The organism is Streptomyces sp. NPDC006655 (assembly GCF_040703965.1).
In the GTDB taxonomy this organism is placed as follows: domain Bacteria; phylum Actinomycetota; class Actinomycetes; order Streptomycetales; family Streptomycetaceae; genus Streptomyces.
Window position 1 is genome coordinate 1 of sequence record NZ_JBEYJU010000052.1, and the last position, 16,114, is coordinate 16,114.

General features: G+C 72.1%; 14 protein-coding genes. 8 read left to right on the forward strand and 6 right to left on the reverse strand.

The genetic code is table 11. The features are described 5' to 3' along the window. Positions 1–131: 131 nt before the first annotated feature. Entirely contained in the window at positions 132–533 is a 402-nt protein-coding gene (locus AB0958_RS27025) for a hypothetical protein (RefSeq protein WP_366893058.1), read from the reverse strand. A gap of 125 nt (positions 534–658) precedes the next feature. Here AB0958_RS27025 and AB0958_RS27030 point away from each other — a divergent pair, with 125 nt between their 5' ends. After that, a complete protein-coding gene (locus AB0958_RS27030) occupies positions 659–1,288 on the forward strand; it encodes a helix-turn-helix domain-containing protein (RefSeq protein ID WP_366893059.1) in 630 nt (209 codons plus the stop codon). Positions 1,289–1,329: 41 nt separating this feature from the next. After that, complete coding sequence (locus tag AB0958_RS27035) at positions 1,330–1,812, forward strand: DUF3291 domain-containing protein (RefSeq protein WP_366893060.1); 483 nt, start codon at positions 1,330–1,332, stop codon at positions 1,810–1,812. 183 nt (positions 1,813–1,995) lie between these two features. Here AB0958_RS27035 and AB0958_RS27040 read toward each other — a convergent pair whose 3' ends face one another. Continuing rightward, on the reverse strand, positions 1,996–3,816 hold the full coding sequence (locus tag AB0958_RS27040) for a 5'-nucleotidase C-terminal domain-containing protein (protein ID WP_366893061.1): 1,821 nt from the start codon (positions 3,814–3,816) through the stop codon (positions 1,996–1,998). 185 nt (positions 3,817–4,001) lie between these two features. Next, positions 4,002–5,285 carry an adenylosuccinate synthase gene (locus AB0958_RS27045; RefSeq protein ID WP_358978978.1) on the reverse strand — a complete coding sequence of 428 codons (1,284 nt, stop codon included), beginning with the start codon at positions 5,283–5,285 and terminating at the stop codon, positions 4,002–4,004. 197 nt (positions 5,286–5,482) lie between these two features. On the opposite strand from AB0958_RS27045, the gene AB0958_RS27050 reads away from it, so the two are divergent. The 3 genes from AB0958_RS27050 to AB0958_RS27060 all read left to right on the forward strand — a co-directional run bounded on the left by AB0958_RS27050 (position 5,483) and on the right by AB0958_RS27060 (position 9,668). Continuing rightward, positions 5,483–6,322, forward strand: a complete 840-nt coding sequence (locus tag AB0958_RS27050; protein WP_366893062.1) for a diacylglycerol kinase family protein — start codon at positions 5,483–5,485, stop codon at positions 6,320–6,322. A 90-nt stretch (positions 6,323–6,412) separates the two neighbouring features. Next, positions 6,413–7,606 (forward strand): DUF6801 domain-containing protein, encoded by a 1,194-nt coding sequence (locus AB0958_RS27055; protein ID WP_366893063.1) that lies wholly within the window; start codon positions 6,413–6,415, stop codon positions 7,604–7,606. After that, positions 7,599–9,668 carry an NACHT domain-containing protein gene (locus AB0958_RS27060; RefSeq protein WP_366893064.1) on the forward strand — a complete coding sequence of 690 codons (2,070 nt, stop codon included), beginning with the start codon at positions 7,599–7,601 and terminating at the stop codon, positions 9,666–9,668. The genes AB0958_RS27055 and AB0958_RS27060 overlap by 8 nt, the downstream gene beginning before the upstream one ends. On the opposite strand, the gene AB0958_RS27065 is transcribed toward AB0958_RS27060, so the two are convergent. Further along, positions 9,653–10,207 carry a MarR family transcriptional regulator gene (locus AB0958_RS27065; RefSeq protein WP_366893065.1) on the reverse strand — a complete coding sequence of 185 codons (555 nt, stop codon included), beginning with the start codon at positions 10,205–10,207 and terminating at the stop codon, positions 9,653–9,655. The two genes, AB0958_RS27060 and AB0958_RS27065, sit on opposite strands and share 16 nt — an antisense overlap. A gap of 74 nt (positions 10,208–10,281) precedes the next feature. On the opposite strand from AB0958_RS27065, the gene AB0958_RS27070 reads away from it, so the two are divergent. Both AB0958_RS27070 and AB0958_RS27075 read left to right on the forward strand, forming a co-directional pair. After that, positions 10,282–11,169, forward strand: a complete 888-nt coding sequence (locus tag AB0958_RS27070) for an ABC transporter ATP-binding protein (RefSeq protein WP_366893066.1) — start codon at positions 10,282–10,284, stop codon at positions 11,167–11,169. Beyond that, positions 11,166–12,734, forward strand: a complete 1,569-nt coding sequence (locus AB0958_RS27075; protein WP_366893067.1) for an ABC transporter permease — start codon at positions 11,166–11,168, stop codon at positions 12,732–12,734. Before AB0958_RS27070 ends, AB0958_RS27075 begins: the two co-directional genes overlap by 4 nt. A 42-nt stretch (positions 12,735–12,776) precedes the next feature. Here the strand turns inward: AB0958_RS27075 and AB0958_RS27080 are convergent, their stop codons facing one another. After that, on the reverse strand, positions 12,777–13,979 hold the full coding sequence (locus AB0958_RS27080) for a cytochrome P450 (RefSeq protein WP_366893068.1): 1,203 nt from the start codon (positions 13,977–13,979) through the stop codon (positions 12,777–12,779). A 166-nt stretch (positions 13,980–14,145) separates the two neighbouring features. Here AB0958_RS27080 and AB0958_RS27085 point away from each other — a divergent pair, with 166 nt between their 5' ends. Beyond that, positions 14,146–15,126, forward strand: a complete 981-nt coding sequence (locus AB0958_RS27085; protein ID WP_366893069.1) for a pyridoxal-phosphate dependent enzyme — start codon at positions 14,146–14,148, stop codon at positions 15,124–15,126. Positions 15,127–15,198: 72 nt separating this feature from the next. On the opposite strand, the gene AB0958_RS27090 is transcribed toward AB0958_RS27085, so the two are convergent. Beyond that, entirely contained in the window at positions 15,199–16,047 is an 849-nt protein-coding gene (locus AB0958_RS27090) for an MHYT domain-containing protein (RefSeq protein WP_366893070.1), read from the reverse strand. Between the last annotated feature and the right edge of the window lie 67 nt (positions 16,048–16,114).

Here is a 16,114-nt window from a genome sequence, read left to right on the forward strand (position 1 = left end):
GAGCGGCGTTCGGTGCGTGCGATCGGCGTGCGGGGTGGCGGGTCATGTGGCGGAGCCACCTGGCCCGCCACCCCGTGCGTCGAGCGTGCGTGCCGAACGCCGCGACGCCGCGGAGATCCATCAGAAGGGCCCTAGCCGAAGACGGTGAACAGGGCGAGCGCCGGGCCGGTCGCGTAGACGAGCACGCCCAGGGCCAGGGACGTCCAGGGCCGGCGGGCGCACACCACCCCGAGCACGACCGTGACCACCGCGGCGGCCAGCGCGACCGTCGGCCCGAACATGGCCACCAGCATCCAGGCGCCGGAGTCGTCGCAGAACCGCGCGGTTCCGGCCGAGGTACCGCAGCTGTCACTGGCGAAGATCATGCCGAAGAACAGCAGCCCGGTGACCGCGACCGCGGCCGCGAGCAGCAGCCCCGCCGCCACGGCGAAGCCCACCCTTGCGGGCCGACCCGGCGAAGGGGGCGGCGGCGGGAACCCGGGACCGTAGGACGGCGGGTACGGCTGCGGGTACGAGGGCGGCGGAAAGCTCATGCCCCCAATGTCGCCCCCGCCCGCACACTCCCGCCTGAGTACGGCTACTCAACCGGCGCGACCAGACCTGCCACCGCAGTCGGCGCCGTTGTTTTGCGTACTCCCGTTGGTCATAGACTCGAAGGGTGACTGCTGAGGATGACGCGTTCGCGGTGCTGGGCGTACTGGGCGATCCCGTGCGGCGTCGGCTCTACCGGCACGTCGCCGCCACACCGGGCGCGGTGGGGCGCGACGCGGCCGCGGAAGCCGTCGGGGTGACCCGGTCGTTGGCCGCCTTCCACCTGGACAAGCTGGTCGAGGCGGGGCTGCTGGACGTGTCGTTCCAGCGGCTCTCCGGGCGCACCGGCCCGGGGGCGGGGCGGCCGGCGAAGGTGTACCGGCGTGCCGAGGGCGAGCACTCCGTGTCCGTCCCGCCGCGGTCCTACGACGCGGCCGGCCGGCTGCTCGCCGAGGTGGTGGAGAACGCGGGCCTGGACCGGGAGTTGCAGGCCGCGGCGAAGGCCGCGGGCGCGGCGGACCCGGACGCGGGGGCCGACGACCTGGTCGAGGTGTTGCGGGACCGCGGCTACCAGCCCTTCTGGGACGGGGAGACGCTGCGGCTGCACAACTGCCCCTTCCACGCGCTGGCCGGGGAGTTCCCCGCCCTGGTCTGCGGCATGAACCTCGCACTCCTCGAAGGTCTGGCGTCCGAGCAGTGGTCGCCGACGATGGACCCGTGTCCTGGCGGGTGCTGCGTGGCGCTCTCTAAAAACTAAAGTCATTGACTATAGAAGCCGGGTCCGGCCATGCTGGACCCATGACTGGCTTTCACCTCGCGCAAGTCAACGTCGGCCGCATCATCGCCCCGCTGGACGGCCCCGAGTTGGCCGACTTCGTCGCCCTGCAACCGGAGATCAACGAGCTCGCCGACCGCAGCCCCGGATTCGTGTGGCGCATGGTCGACGACGAGGGGGCGGACGCGACCGGCGTCCGCCCCGACCAGAACGACGACCTGCTTCTGATCAACTGCTCGGTCTGGGAGTCGGTCGAAGCCCTGCGGGACTTCACCTACCACACCGATCACCTGCGTGTACTGAGCCGCCGCCGCGAATGGTTCAGCCGGATGGCCGAGGCCCACCAGGCCCTGTGGTGGGTTCCGGCCGGCCATCGCCCGAGCGTCGCCGAGGCGTTGGAGCGGGTCGCGATGGTGCGCGCACAGGGCCCCGGACCGTCCGCGTTCACTTTCCGCGAGAGCTACCCGCCGGAGAGCGTCGAATCAGCAGTCGGCAGTGGACGCTGACGCCGCCCCAAGCAGCCCCACGACTTCACCCGCCACCGCTCCCCGTCCTACTCGTCCCGCCCGGCGCCACCTCCCTGGGTAGCGCCGCGACCCTGCGCGCCGGATGGTACGGCACGGTGCAGCAGTTGGGCTGAGGGCGAGTTCGCGGGGTTCGTGAACTCGCCCTCTGCGGCCCGTGCCGGTCTACGAGAAGACCGGCGTGCCGTTCTGGGTCAGCTTCCAGTTGGTGGCCGCGAAGGTCGACGGGTCGATGGTGCCCTTGGCCGTGGCGTAGGCGATCATCAGGTCGCGGACCTGGTTGGTGGAGCTGTAGGCGATCTCGGCGGACGCGATGTGCGGGTAGCCGGAGCCGCCGTTGGCGCGGTAGTTGTTGACGGCGACGACGAAGACCTGGTCGTCGGCGACCGCGGTGCCCTGGTAGGACAGGTTCTTGATGCGCGAGCCCTCGGGCGCCGCGATGTCGATCTCGTAGTCGACGCCGGCCGCCATGTCGTACATGTAGTCCCAGAAGCTGTTGGCGTTGGTGAGGGTGGCGGTGTCCACCGCAGTGCCGGCCGGGACCTGGTGGTAGTACTTCGCCGCGTACTCCAGGTAGTCCTTGAGCTGGGCGCCGGTGAGCTTCTTGCCGTACAGGGTGTTCTCGTAGACGTAGAGGCCCGCGACGTCGCGGATCGTCACGTCACCGGCCGGGATGGTGGCCGTACGGCTGAAGCACGCGGCCACCGAGATCAGCGGGAGCGCGGCGTCCGCCGCCGACAGGCCCGCCTTCACCGCGTCCATCTGGACCTGCTGGATGAAGTCGATGGCGGGGACGTCCTTCCAGCAGGCCTCCGCCGTCGTCATCGCCGCGGTACAGGTGCCGATCGCGGTGTTGACGTACTTGACCACCAGGTTGTGGTCCGCGGTGAGGAGTTCGGTGATCCGCGGGTCCTCGGTGACGGTGTTGCTGTTCAGGGTGGTGGCGGTCTTCTTGGTGATCTTCCAGGAGCCGTGCACGTGCTCCAGCTCGAAGTCGAAGCGGGAGAGGCGGTAGCCGTAGCAGTACGGCTCGGAGAGCAGGACGTCCTCGCCCGTCTCCGCGTTCTTCACCGTGTACGTCGGCACGTCGACGTGGGTGTGACCGACGAGGATCGCGTCGATGCCGGGCACCTGCTCGGCGACCAGGTTCGACGCGTTCTCCACGTAGGGGAGTTCGTCGCCCCACGAGGTCGAGCCGTCCAGGCCCGAGTGGTCGGTGAGGAAGACGACGTCGCAGCCGAGGGCGCGCAGCCGCGGCACGTACTTCTTCGCCTGCTCGACCAGGCCCGTGAAGGCCATCTTCCCGGAGACGTTGTCCTTGTCCCACAGGGCGATGCCCGGGTTGGTGAGACCGAGGATGCCGACCTTGATGTCCGGGCCGTGCGGGACCTTGACGCACTTGACGGTGTAGGGCTGGAAGGCGGGCTTGAGGGTCTTGGCGTCCAGGGCGTTGGCGCCGAGCAGCGGGAAGTCGCACTGCTTCTCGAAGGTGCGGACGACCTCGATGCCGTAGTTGAACTCGTGGTTGCCGAGGGCGGCCGCGTCGTAGCGCATCTCGTTCATGGCGATCGCCATGGGGTGCTTCGGGCCGCGCTTGCCGTCCTTGCCGGTGATCGGGTCGACGCTCGCGAAGTAGGAGGCGAGCGAGGTGCCCTGGATGATGTCGCCGGCGTCGACGAGCAGCACCCGGTCCGCGCCCAGCTCCTCGCGGATGTTCTTCACCAGGGTGGCGATCCGGGCGATGCCGTAGGTGTTGCCCTTGGAGTCCACGGGCGCCGCGTTCTTGTAGTAGTCCCAGTTGAAGACGTGGCTGTGCAGGTCCGTGGTGCCCAGGATGGAGAAGCTCCAGGTGAGGGGCTTGCACTCGGGCTTGTGCGGGGCAGCCTGCGCGGTGCCGGTGCCGAGCGTCCCGGCGACCGCGACCGCGGCGCCTGTCACGGCCGACTTCTGCACGAACTCACGGCGGTTCAGGGGATGGGCGGGCATTCAGGTCTCCTGGGCTCGAAAGGCACGGTCGGACGGGCGGCGCGGCGGAACTACCCGCGTAGATGCTGGCGTTCGCCCGTTACCGGCGTAACCACGAGCAGCCCAAGGGCCGGTCAAGGATTCCCAAGACCGGCCCAAGAGGAGCCGCGCACCCGAGCCGCGCACGTGCGCTGCGCACCCGAGTCCTACAGGAACGAGTTGATCTCGATCGTCTCGTCGCGGCCCGGACCCACGCCGATCGCGGAGATCGGGGCGCCGGACATCTCCTCCAGCGCCTTGACGTAGTTCTGGGCGTTCTTCGGCAGGTCCGCGAAGGACTTGGCCTTGGTGATGTCCTCGGACCAGCCGGGCAGGGTCTCGTAGACCGGCTTCGCGTGGTGGAAGTCGGTCTGGGAGTAGGGGAGTTCCTCGACGCGCTTGCCGTCGATCTCGTACGCGACGCAGACCGGGATCTGCTCCCAGCCGGTGAGGACGTCGAGCTTGGTGAGGAAGAAGTCGGTCAGGCCGTTCACCCGGGTCGCGTAACGGGCGATGACCGCGTCGAACCAGCCGCAGCGGCGGTCCCGGCCGGTGGTCACACCGCGCTCGCCGCCGATCCGGCGCAGCGCGTCGCCGTCCTCGTCGAACAGCTCGGTCGGGAACGGGCCCGCGCCGACCCGGGTCGTGTACGCCTTGAGGATGCCGATGACCCGGCTGATCTTCGTCGGGCCGACGCCGGAGCCGGTGCAGGCACCGCCGGCGGTCGGGTTGGACGAGGTCACGAAGGGGTACGTGCCGTGGTCGATGTCGAGGAGCGTGCCCTGGCCGCCCTCGAAGAGGACCACCTTGTCGTCCTCCAGCGCCTGGTTGAGGACGAGGACCGTGTCGGCGACGTACGGAGCGAGCTTCTCCGCGTAGCCCAGCAGCTCCTCGACGACCTGCTCGACGCCGATCGCGCGCCGGTTGTACAGCTTGGTGAGGAGCTGGTTCTTGACGTCGAGGGCCGCCTCGACCTTCTGGGTCAGGATCGACTCGTCGTACAGGTCCTGGACCCGGATGCCCACGCGGTTGATCTTGTCGGCGTAGGTCGGGCCGATGCCGCGCCCGGTGGTCCCGATCTTCCGCTTCCCGAGGAAGCGTTCCGTCACCTTGTCGACGGTCACGTGGTACGGCGTGATGATGTGCGCGTTACCGCTGATCAGGAGCTTGGACGTGTCGACGCCACGCTCGTTCAGACCGCTCAGCTCGGAGAGCAGGACCGACGGGTCGACGACGACACCGTTGCCGATGACCGGGACACACGTGGGCGAGAGGATTCCGGAAGGGAGGAGGTGGAGCGCATACTTCTGGTCGCCCACGACGACCGTGTGGCCGGCGTTGTTGCCGCCCTGGTATCGCACCACGTAGTCGACGGAACCGCCTAGCAGGTCCGTCGCCTTTCCCTTGCCTTCGTCACCCCACTGAGCACCGAGCAGCACAAGTGCGGGCACGCGCGTACACCCCTTCCGGGCGGGGCATGTCCAAGGTCAGGGGCGTGCGCGTAATGTTCAGCGCCGCGTACCACCGCGACCGTCGTTGGCCGCACAACCGTCGGACCGGATGCCCCGGAATAGACGAAGCCCCTGGCGCAATAGCGCAAGGGGCTCTTGCACAGTGATGCTACCCGAGGAAGCGAGGCAGGACCGAGGTGGCGACTTTCGCGACGTCCGATCAGCTGCTGGTGATCATCGATCCGGCGGCCAGGGAAACGGACAACGAATCCGTCCGGATCGCGAAAGACGTGCTCAGCGCGGGTGCGACCACGAAGGTGTGCATCCCGGACGGCCCTGAGGAATTCGCCCGCGCGCTGTCCCGCCGGGGCGCGCGGCGGCCGGTGGTCATCGGCGACGACGGTGCCCTGGTCCGTGCGGTGACCCTGCTGCACCGCCGCCGGGAGCTGGCCGGATGTGTGCTCTCGGTGGTCCCGGTCGGGGGCGCGCAGAGCGTGGCGCACACCCTCGGGGTGCCCGCCGGTGCCGTGGCGGCGGCGCGGGCGGTGCTGGACGGGGTGGAGCGCCGGATGGACCTCCTGGTCGACGACAGCGACGGGGTGGTACTGGGCGCGCTGCGCATCCCGCCGGTGGCGGCCGGGCCCGAGGTGCCGGATCCGTCGCCGGAGATCGCGATACGTCCGTGGTTGCGGCCGTACCAGACCCTCGTACGCTCGCTGTCCGCCCGTCCGGCCCCGGTCGTGTCCCGGCCGGGGCCGGCGCGGCTGCGGGTGGAGGTCGACGGGCGGACGGTGGTGGACCTGGACCAGCCGGTGGAGGGCGTGTCCGTGACCCCGGGGGCGCGCGGGGTGGCCGAGGTGGAGGTGCGCCCGCTGTCGGTGGGCGCCGCGGCGACTCCGCTACGCGCGTCGGGCCGGACGGTCACGGTGGTCGGCGCGGACTTCCGGTACCGGGCCGACGCGGGGGTGGCGGGGCCGGTACGACGCCGGACGTGGCGGGTGCTCGAGGGGGCGTGGGGGCTGACGGTGCCGGCGTAGGCGCACGCGGACCGCGGCGGTTCGTGGAAGCGCCGTGAAGGTTCCGCCGCGCAGGCTGACGTGGTGCATCCGGATACGTACGGTGCGTATATGCCAGGTGCATTACGGGCCGGACGCACGGCCGCCGCATGGGTCACCGGGGCCGTCCTCGTCGTGGCACCGGGAGCCGCACCCGGAGCCGCGAGCCCGGCGGCCGCTCCCCGCGCCTTCCGGTACACCTGCGATTTCGGGCTGCTCGGCGGGCAGGCCATGACCGGATCGGTCGCGTGGGACGTCTCCGACACCCATGTGGTCGGCCGGCCCACTCCGCGGCTGCCGGTGGACGCGTCGGCGACGGTCGGCGGACTCGTCCCGGGGGGACTGCGGACGATCGGGGCGAGGAGCCTCGCAGGCACGGCGAAGGTGCACGCCGTCGTGGCCGCACCGCAGGGGGACGTGGACGTCACCGTGCCGATGGACGTGCCGGTGACCCAGATCCCGGCGTCCGGGGCGATGACCGTCCCGGCGCACGGGACCGCGCCGTCGCTCACCTTCACGCAGGCGGGCACCGCGAGGATCGTCGCGGGGGACATCGAGTTGCGGGTGACGCCGCGGAAGGCGGACGGCAGCGAGACGGTGGCGGGCACGGTGAACGCGTCGTGCGACGTGGACCCGGACCAGGACAGGGTGCTGTCGTCGTTCCGGATCCGGCCGGCGGAGCCGTCACCCGCGCCGACGGGGGCGGGGTCGGGAGCAGCGGGAGGGGCAGGGTCGGGGTCGGGCGCAGGGGCTGGGTCGGGTGGGTCGGTGGCAGGGGGTGGGTCGGGGACGGGAGCCGGGACCGGGGCGGGGGCAGGGACCGGGGCGGGGGCCGGGACCGGTCCGGGTTCCGGTTCGGGTTCGGGGGCGGGCGCCGGGGCCGGTCCTGGTTCGGGTTCGGGGGCAGGCGCCGGGGCCGGTCCTGGTTCGGGTTCGGGGGCAGGCGGCGGTTCTGGAGAAGGGGCCGGGGACGGTGCGGCTCAGGGTTCGTCGCGGGGCACGGGCTCCCGTGGGCCCGGGCCCGGGGACTCCGGCACCCCGGGCGGTTCGGCGTCGGCACCGCCCTCCCCGTCCGCGTCGGCCGCCGCCGGCGGCGGTGCGCCGACCTTCGCCCGCCCCGAGGCCGACTCCCACGACCGCACCCGCGCGCAGGACCGCACCGCCGTCCCCGTCCCGCTGCGCGCGGCGGTCGCGGTGCTGGTCGTGGCCGGGGCCGCGTTCGGCAGCGCGTTGTGGTTCCGGCGGCGCCGGGGTGACGATGGCTGAGCGCGCGACGGGCGACGGCGAGCAGCGCGGACCCGACGTCATCAACGCGCACCAGCACGGCGGCGGGACCCAGGTCGTCGCCAGGTCCATCGGCGTGGTGAACTTCGGCACCGGCAGGCCCCCGCAGGACGAACTGGCCGCGAGCATCCTGCTGCGCCGCCGCGAGGAGCAGGCCCAGCTCGGCATCGGGGACCGCCGGCGGATCCAGGTGCGCTGGACACCCCCGGACGACGAGGAGTTGGCCACGGACCACCCGGAACTCGTCTGGGGCGAGGGCCCCGAACAGGACCTGACCGGCCACCTGGACGAGATCGCCGAGGTGTACGAGCGGATCCCGACGGGCCGGCTGGTGGTGCTGGGCCGGGCCGGCTCGGGGAAGAGCGTGCTGGGAGCCCAGTTCGTCCTGCGATGGCTGGAGCAGCGCTCCGCCGGCGCGCCGGTCTCGGAGATCTTCAGCCTCGGGTCGTGGAACCCGGCCGAGGTGGAGCTGACCCACTGGCTGGGCGAGCAGTTGAGCCGCGACCGGCCCTGGCTGGCCGCCGCCCACGGCGACGGGGGGATGACCCTGGCCGAGCGGCTGGTGGGCGAGCGGCTGGTCCTGCCCGTCCTGGACGGCTTCGACGAGATCCCCGAAGGTCTGCGTGACGACGCGCGCAAGAAGCTCTCGGCCACCTGGCTGCCGTACGTCCTCACCAGCCGCTACGACGAGTACGAGGAGGCGGTGCGGGGCACCACGGGCTTGCAGGGTGCCGCCGTCGTGGTGCTGGCGGACCTCCCCCCGGACGACTCGGTGCGGTACCTGCGGTTCAGCGGCCCGCAGGGCGCCGCCGCCGGCTGGGACCCGGTGCTGGCCGAGATGCGGGACAACCCCGACGGCCCGCTGCGCAAGGCGCTGTCCACCCCGCTGATGGTCGCCCTGGCCGCCGCCGTCCACGGCGAGCGCGGCGGGAGCGGTGCGAGCGGTCCGGACACGTTGCTGGACAGCGCGGACTTCCCGACCGCGGACCGCGTCGAACGGCACCTGCTCGCCGCGTTCCTCCCTTCGGTGTACCCGCGTCCGTCGCACGCCCGGCGCGCCCGGCGCTGGCTCGCCTACCTCGCCCACGACCTGAAAGAGCGCAGGACGCCGACCCCGAACCTGGCCTGGTGGGAACTGGGCACGACGTTGCCGCTGCGGCAGCGCACCGCGGTGATCGCGTTCCTCGCCGGGCTGTCCTTCGCCTTCGTCACCGCCGTCGGGAACATCCCCGTCGACCTGGTCGCCACCTCGCACGGGCTCGGGTTCGCCGTCCGGCGCGGGCTGGTCGTGGGCACCCTGCACGGGTTGCTGCTGGGCGCGGCGTGCGGCTTCGTCTACCACCGGGCCAGCGGCAACGACGCCCTGAAGCCGTCCCCGATCGAGATCACGCTGCGCCGGGACGCCGTACGGCGGCTGCGGGACGGGCTGTCGAGCAGGATCGCCGTCGGTTCCCTGGTCGCGCTGGCGGGTGCGGTCGCGATCGTCGCCGTGGACCGGTCCGTCGTGCCGTGGCTGGGGCTCGACGACGGGCTCGGCGGCGGGCTGGTGTCCGCGGCCCAGTTGCCGCTCATCTTCGGGATCGGGACCGGTCTCGTGCTGGCGGTCACGGCCTGGCTGGAGGCGCCCGTCGACGTGGACAGGTCCGCCAGCTGCGTGGACCTGCTGCGGATGAACCGCAGGAACGTCCACGCCCACATCGCCGTCTGGGCGCTCGTGTTCGGCTTCATCGCCTGGTTCGGCGGCAGCTTCACCGAGACCCCGCTGCGCAGCCTCCAGCTGGGTCTCGTCTTCGGTGTCGAGGGGGCGTTCGGGGGTGGCCTCGGGTACGGGCTCTGTCTGACGGCGTGGGGACAGTGGATCGCGCTGGCCCGGATCTGGCTGCCGCTGACGGGGCGGCTGCCCTGGCGGCTGGTCACGTTCCTGGAGGACGCCTGCGAGCGCCGGGCGCTGCGGCGGGCCGGGGCGGTGTACCAGTTCCGGCACGCGCGGCTGCGGGACCACTTGACCGAGGATCAGGATCCTGGGATTCAGCCCCGGCCTTGACGGGGCGCCGGGCCGGACGTTCCGGTGCCGCCGAACAGTTCGTCCCGGCGCACTCGCCACCGTTCCATCATCTGCGCGATCTCCCCGTCCACGAACTCGAAGAACGCGAGCGTCTCGGCCATCCGACGGCCCGCGGGGGTGTCCGCGCCGAGGCTGTGCACGCCCTCCCTGAGCGCGCCCTCCCACCGCTTGATCACGGCCTCCCGGTTGGTGAGGGCCTCGTACCACTGGTTGCTGTGCACCCGGTACCGCTCCCGCCGCGAGCCCGGTTCCCGCTCCCGCGCGACCATGTGCTGCTGCGCCAGGTAGCGCACTCCGCCGGACACCGCGGCCGGGCTGACCTGAAGCAGTTCGCCGAGTTCCGCCGAGGTCAGGGTGCCGGAGTCGGAGGACAGCAGGGCGGCGAAGATGCGCGCCGGCATGCGCTGCATCCCTGCCTCGACGAGCTGCGCCGCGAAGCTCTCCACGAACTTCGAGACGGCCTCCCTGTCGCGTCCTCCGTCGCGTCCCTGGTCGCGTCCCGCCGCATCCGTAGTCATGGTCGCCAGCCTAGCGTCGGTTTGCACACTTCCTTAACTTCACAAATTTCTGAAGCAAGCGTACGTTCTGAAGCATGACGAAGGCCATCACGGTCGCCGGACTCCACAAGTCCTTCGGCCGCACCCCCGCCCTCACCGGCCTCGACCTGACCGTCGAGGCCGGTGAGGTGCACGGCTTCCTCGGCCCCAACGGCGCCGGGAAGTCCACCGCGATCCGGGTCCTGCTCGGCCTGCTGCGCGCCGACTCCGGCGCCGCCCAGATCCTCGGCCGCGACCCCTGGACGGACGCCGTGGAGGTGCACCGCCGGATCGCCTACGTCCCCGGGGACGTCACCCTGTGGCGGAACCTCTCGGGAGGCGAGGTCATCGACCTGTACGGCCGCCTGCGCGGGGGCCTGGACGCGCGCCGCCGCAGCGAGCTCGTCGACCGCTTCGAGCTGGACCCGACGAAGAAGGGCCGCACCTACTCGAAGGGCAACCGTCAGAAGGTCGCCCTGGTCGCCGCCTTCGCCTCCGACGTCGACCTGCTGATCCTCGACGAACCGACGTTCGGACTCGACCCCCTGATGGAGGAGGTCTTCCAGCACTGCGTGGCGGAGGAACGGGACCGGGGCAGGACCGTGCTGCTGTCGTCCCACATCCTCAGCGAGGTCGAGGAACTCTGCGACCGCGTCAGCATCATCCGCGCGGGCCGCACCGTCGAGTCCGGCTCCCTGGCCGACCTGCGCCACCTCACCCGTACCAGCGTGACCGCCGAACTGGCCGGTCCCCCCAACGGCCTGGCGCACCTGCCGGGCGTCCACGACCTCGACGTGCGGGGCCACCGGGTCCGGCTCCAGGTCGACGCCGACCACCTCACGGCCGTACTGCGCTCGCTCGGCGAGTCCGGCGTGCGGTCCCTGACCTCCACTCCCCCCACCCTCGAAGAGCTGTTCCTCCGCCACTACCAGGCACAGGCATGAGCACCCTCGCCGGCACCGGCACCCTGCTGCGCCTCGCGCTGCGCCGCGACCGGGTGACGACCCCGGTGTGGCTCGCGGTGAACGCGCTGATGGTCCTCTCCATGCCGAACACCCTGCGCGGCCTCTACGGCACCGCCGCCGAACGCGCCGACCTGGTCAGGCAGGTGCAGACCAACGCTTCGTTCCGCGCCCTGATCGGGCCGCTCCACGACACCTCGCTCGGCGCGCTGACCGCCTGGCGGGTGGGTGTCTACGCCGGGCTGCTCGCGGCCGTCACCAGCCTGCTCGTCGTCGTACGGCACACCCGCGACGAGGAGGAGACCGGCCGTGCGGAACTGCTGGCGTCGGGTGCGGTGGGCCGCCGGGCGCCGCTGACCGCGGCCCTGCTCGCGGCGGGGGCCGCCGACGCCGTCCTCGCGCTGCTGATCACGGCGGGTCTGGCGACGCAGGGGGTGGCCGGTGCCCTGTCCCTCGGGCTCGGCCTCGGCGCCGTCGGCATGGTGTTCGCGACCACCGCGGCGGTCGCGGCACAGCTGACGGAGAGCGCGAGACTGGCACGGGGACTCACGGCGGCGGTCCTGGGCGCGGCGTTCGCCCTGCGGGCGGCGGGCGACTCGGCGCGGGCGGACGGCTCGTCGCCGTGGACCTGGCTCTCGCCGCTGGGCTGGCTGGAGAACCTGCGCCCGTTCGCCGCCGAACGCTGGTGGGTGCTGCTGCTCTTCGCGGCGGCGGTGGTGGCCCAGGGCGCGCTCGCGTACGGTCTGGCGGGCCGCCGGGACCTCGGCATGAGCTTCTTCCCGTCCCGGCCGGGGCCGGCCACCGGGCGCCTCGGCTCCGCCGCCGCGCTCGCCCGGCGGCTCCAGCGGGGCGCCGTGCTCGGCTGGTCGCTCGGCTTCCTCCTGGCGGGCGTGGTCTTCGGCGGCCTGGCGCGGGGCGCGGCCGACCTGGTGGGGGACAACGGGAACACCCGCGAGGTCTTGGAGCGGATGGGCGGGCACAACGGGATCACCGACGCGTTCCTCGCTTCGATGACCGGCATCCTGGGCCTGGTCGCCACCCTGTACGTCGTCGCGTCGGTGCTCCGCCTGCACGGCGAGGAGACCTCGGGCCGCGCCGAACCCCTCCTGGCCGCCCCGGTGAGCCGGCCGCGCTGGGCGGCCGGCCATCTGACGGCCGCCTTCGGCGGCTCCGCCCTGATCATGCTCCTGGCGGGCCTCGGCCTGGCCGTCGGCTACGGCGGGCGGCCGGGCGCCGTCCTGGCCGCCTGCCTGGTCCAGCTCCCGGCCGTGTGGGTGATCGGCGGGGTGACGGTGCTGCTGTACGGCGTCGCGCCCCGCCTCGCCCCGGCCGCCTGGGGCGTGACGGCGGCCGTCCTGCTCGTCGGCTGGGTGGGCCCGGCGCTGAACATCCCCCAGGCCGTCCTCGACCTCTCCCCCTTCGGCCACCTCCCCAAGCTGCCGGGCGGCCACCTCAGCGGACCCCCACTGCTGACCCTGCTCGCCCTGGCCACCACCTCGACCGCCTGCGGCCTGGCAGCGCTCCACCGACGTGACCTGACGACCTGACCGCCGCCGCGCCCGCCGTACGGGCGACCCCGGTCCACCGGTTCAGACCGTGACGGCGAGCCCCTCCAGCCCCCGGATCACGAAGTTGGGCTTGCGCTCCGGCTCCGCCGCCAGGCTCAGGGTCGGCGCCCGTTCCAGCAGGGCCGTCATGGAGGCGGCCAGTTCGATACGGGCGAGGGGGGCGCCGATGCAGTAGTGGATGCCGGCGCTGAAGGAGATGTGCGGGTTGTCCCGGCGGGTGAGGTCGAGTCGCCCGGGGCTCTCGAACACGGCGGGGTCGTGGTTGGCGGAGCCGAAGAGCAGGGCGATCTCGGCGCCGCGCGGGATCGTCGTCCCGTCGACCTCGATCTCGTCGAGCACCCAGCGTTCGAAGAGCTGGAGCGGGGTGTCGTAGCGCATCAGCTCCTCGATCGCGGTGGGGACCAGGGAGTGGTCGGCGCGCAGGGCGGCGAGCTGGGCGGGGTTGCGGAACAGCGCGTACCAGCCGTTGACCGTGGCGTTGACGGTCGCCTCGTGCCCGGCGTTGAGGAGCAGGACCGCGGTGGAGATCATCTCCTGCTCGGTGAGCCGGTCGTCCTCGTCGTGCGCCTCGATCAGTCCGGAGATCAGGTCGTCGCCGGGCCGCCTGCGCCGCTCGGCGATCAGCTCCCGCAGGTACGCGGAGAACTCGACCGAAGCCCGCACCGCCCGCGCCGCCGTCTCCTGCGGCGGGTTCAGCTCGTACATCCCGCAGATGTCCGCCGACCAGGGCCGCAGCGGGGCACGGTCCTCCTCCGGGATGCCGAGCATCTCGGCGATGACGGCGACCGGCAACGGCTCCGCGACGTCGGTGAGGAGGTCCCCACCGCCCTTGTGCACCAACGAGTCGACCAGTTCGGCGGCGAGTCGGGTGACGTACGGCTTGAGCCGCTCGACCGTGCGCGGGGTGAACGCCTTCGACACCAGGCGGCGGATGCGGGTGTGGTCCGGCGGTTCGAGGTCGAGCATGCCGTGGTCGTTGAGCGTGTGGAACGGCTCGTGCTCCGGCGGCGGCGCGGTCCGCCCGAACTCCTCGTGCGTGAACCGGTGCTGGTACGTCCGCCCCAGCCGCCGGTCCCGCAGCAACGCCGAGACGTCGGCGTGGTGCGGGACGAGCCACTGGTTCGTGGGCTCGAAGTACCGCACCCGGCCCCGGGCGCGGAGTTCGGCGTAGGAGGGGTACGGGTCGGCCAGGAAGTCCGGGTCCCAGGGGTCGAAGGCTGCCATGGACGGACGTTAGACCGACCGTCCCCCTCCTGACCAGGGGCCTCGGAGCCCACCCGCCCGACACGGCCTTGAGGTGCCCGCGGGGCGGCAACTGTCGCGGTGCGGAAACCGAGGCACGTACGTGTGTGACCTTGCCGACGCACGGGCGGCGCTACGCTGGTGTGCCGTGCAGGGGACGCGTCTCGACACCGCTCGGATCCGGGCCGCTCGCCGGGTGATCGACCCGGTCTTTCTCGACACTCCGCTGTACCGCTGCGAGGCGCTGGAACCCGGCCTCGGGTGCGCGGTGAGCATCAAGCTCGAAACGGCGAACCCGGTCCGCAGCTTCAAGGCCCGCGGCACCGAGGTGGTCGCCGACCTGCTCGCCGGTCATGCCTCGCGAGCCGCGGTGTGCGCGAGCGCGGGCAACCTCGGCCAAGCCCTCGCGTGGTCCGGCCGCGGCCGGGGGCTCGACGTCACCGTCGTGGCATCCCGCTTCGCCACTCGGGCCAAACTTGATCGCATCCGCGCGTCGGACGCCACGTTGGAGCTGGTGGACGGCGACCACGAGGCGGCCCGCGAGCGGGCGGCGGCCATCGCACGGTACGACGGCATCCGGCTGGTCGAGGACAGCCTGGACATCGAGACGTGCGAGGGTGCGGCGACCATCGGTCTGGAACTGGTCGACGCACCGGTGTCGTTCGACACGGTCCTGATTGCTCTCGGTGGCGGGGCGCTGGCCACCGGCGTGGGTCACGTGATGAAAGCACTGGCACCCGAAGTCGAGGTGATCTGCGTCCAGCCGCTCGGCGCACCGGCGCTGACCCACTCGTGGCGCCGGCGGCGTGTCGTCACCACCGACTCGACCGACACCATCGCTGACGGCGTCGCCGGCCGACGTCCCATTGCGGCTGTCCTGGACGACCTCCTCCTGGTCGCCGACGACGCCGTCCTGGTCCAGGAAGCATCGATCATCGCCGGTATGCGGATGCTCCTCGACCACGCCGGTCTCGTCGTCGAACCGTCAGCCGCGCTCGGCATCGCTGCGGTCCTCGAAGACCGTGACCGCTTCGCCGGCCGACACGTCGTCACCATCGTGTGCGGCAGCAACGTCGACGTAGCCGCCTACCACCAATGGGTCGGCGCGGCTCCCATCCACCGGTCTTGACGGTTCCTCACGAACGGCCCACCTGGAGGGCTGCCGCGCAGAGCGGGACGCCCTGCCCCCTTACCGCCCTCCTCAGGGCATGTAGCGCCGGTCCGCGAGGGGTTGTGGGCGGTCCGTGGGGGGCCACGGCTGCTGAGGCATGGGGAAGGCGGGGGCCGGGGTGTCCGGGGCGGTCAGGTCGCGCCGGCCGCCCACCACCTCAGGGTCGAACATGACGACCGCCGCGGCCAGGATCAGGGCCGCCACCGGGCCGGCCAGCATGACCAGGAGGAAGGCGAGCAGGCTCGTGGAGGACTGGCTGCCGGAGTGCATCTGGGTGAGGTGGACGCTCACCGCGGCCATGCCGGTGTAGTGCATGGTCGACACGGCCGCGCCCATCACCAGGCTGGCGCCGACGGTCGCCCAGACCGCGCTGATCGACACCGCCGCCCAGAGCGCGGCGGTCGCGGCGACCACGGCGATCACCACGGAGACGGCGACGACCGTGGGGTCGTAGTGCACGGTTCCGCCGGTGTTCATCGCCGTCATGCCGAGGTAGTGCATCGCGGCCACGCCGAGTCCGGTGAGGACGCCCGCGGCGCCCAGGGTGACGGGGCCCGCACCCCGGTAGCCGACGAGGAAGACGCCCATGGCGACGACCGCGATGGCGACGAAGAGGCTCAACAGGGTCCGGCCGGTGTCGTAGCTCACCAGGGCACCGTCCACACTGAACCCGATCATCGCGATGAAGTGCATGGTCCAGATGCCGCAGCCGAGGGAGACCGCGCCCAGAGCGAGCCAGCCGAATCGTTTCTCCCCGCGCCCGCGGCCGAGCGAGCGGGTCGTGCAGCGCAGCGCCAGCACCGCACCGAGGCAGGCCATGAGGTAGGCGGCGATCGGGGTGACCAGGCCATAGTGGAATTCGGACACGTCAGCGGTCATCGCGGCAACTTTCTTCACGCGAAGCAGGGACGGCAACACCTCCCCCCGGCAACGCGGGCATGCGAGC

Bases quoted from the DNA above. Each gene is read 5' to 3' on its own strand.
- AB0958_RS27025 (WP_366893058.1), bottom strand. From the start codon at position 533: ATGAGCTTTCCGCCGCCCTCGTACCCGCAGCCGTACCCGCCGTCCTAC.
- AB0958_RS27035 (WP_366893060.1), top strand. From the start codon at position 1,330: ATGACTGGCTTTCACCTCGCGCAAGTCAACGTCGGCCGCATCATCGCC.
- AB0958_RS27040 (WP_366893061.1), bottom strand. From the start codon at position 3,816: ATGCCCGCCCATCCCCTGAACCGCCGTGAGTTCGTGCAGAAGTCGGCC.
- AB0958_RS27055 (WP_366893063.1), top strand. From the start codon at position 6,413: ATGCCAGGTGCATTACGGGCCGGACGCACGGCCGCCGCATGGGTCACC.
- AB0958_RS27060 (WP_366893064.1), top strand. From the start codon at position 7,599: ATGGCTGAGCGCGCGACGGGCGACGGCGAGCAGCGCGGACCCGACGTC.
- AB0958_RS27065 (WP_366893065.1), bottom strand. From the start codon at position 10,207: ATGACTACGGATGCGGCGGGACGCGACCAGGGACGCGACGGAGGACGC.
- AB0958_RS27070 (WP_366893066.1), top strand. From the start codon at position 10,282: ATGACGAAGGCCATCACGGTCGCCGGACTCCACAAGTCCTTCGGCCGC.
- AB0958_RS27075 (WP_366893067.1), top strand. From the start codon at position 11,166: ATGAGCACCCTCGCCGGCACCGGCACCCTGCTGCGCCTCGCGCTGCGC.
- AB0958_RS27080 (WP_366893068.1), bottom strand. From the start codon at position 13,979: ATGGCAGCCTTCGACCCCTGGGACCCGGACTTCCTGGCCGACCCGTAC.
- AB0958_RS27090 (WP_366893070.1), bottom strand. From the start codon at position 16,047: ATGACCGCTGACGTGTCCGAATTCCACTATGGCCTGGTCACCCCGATC.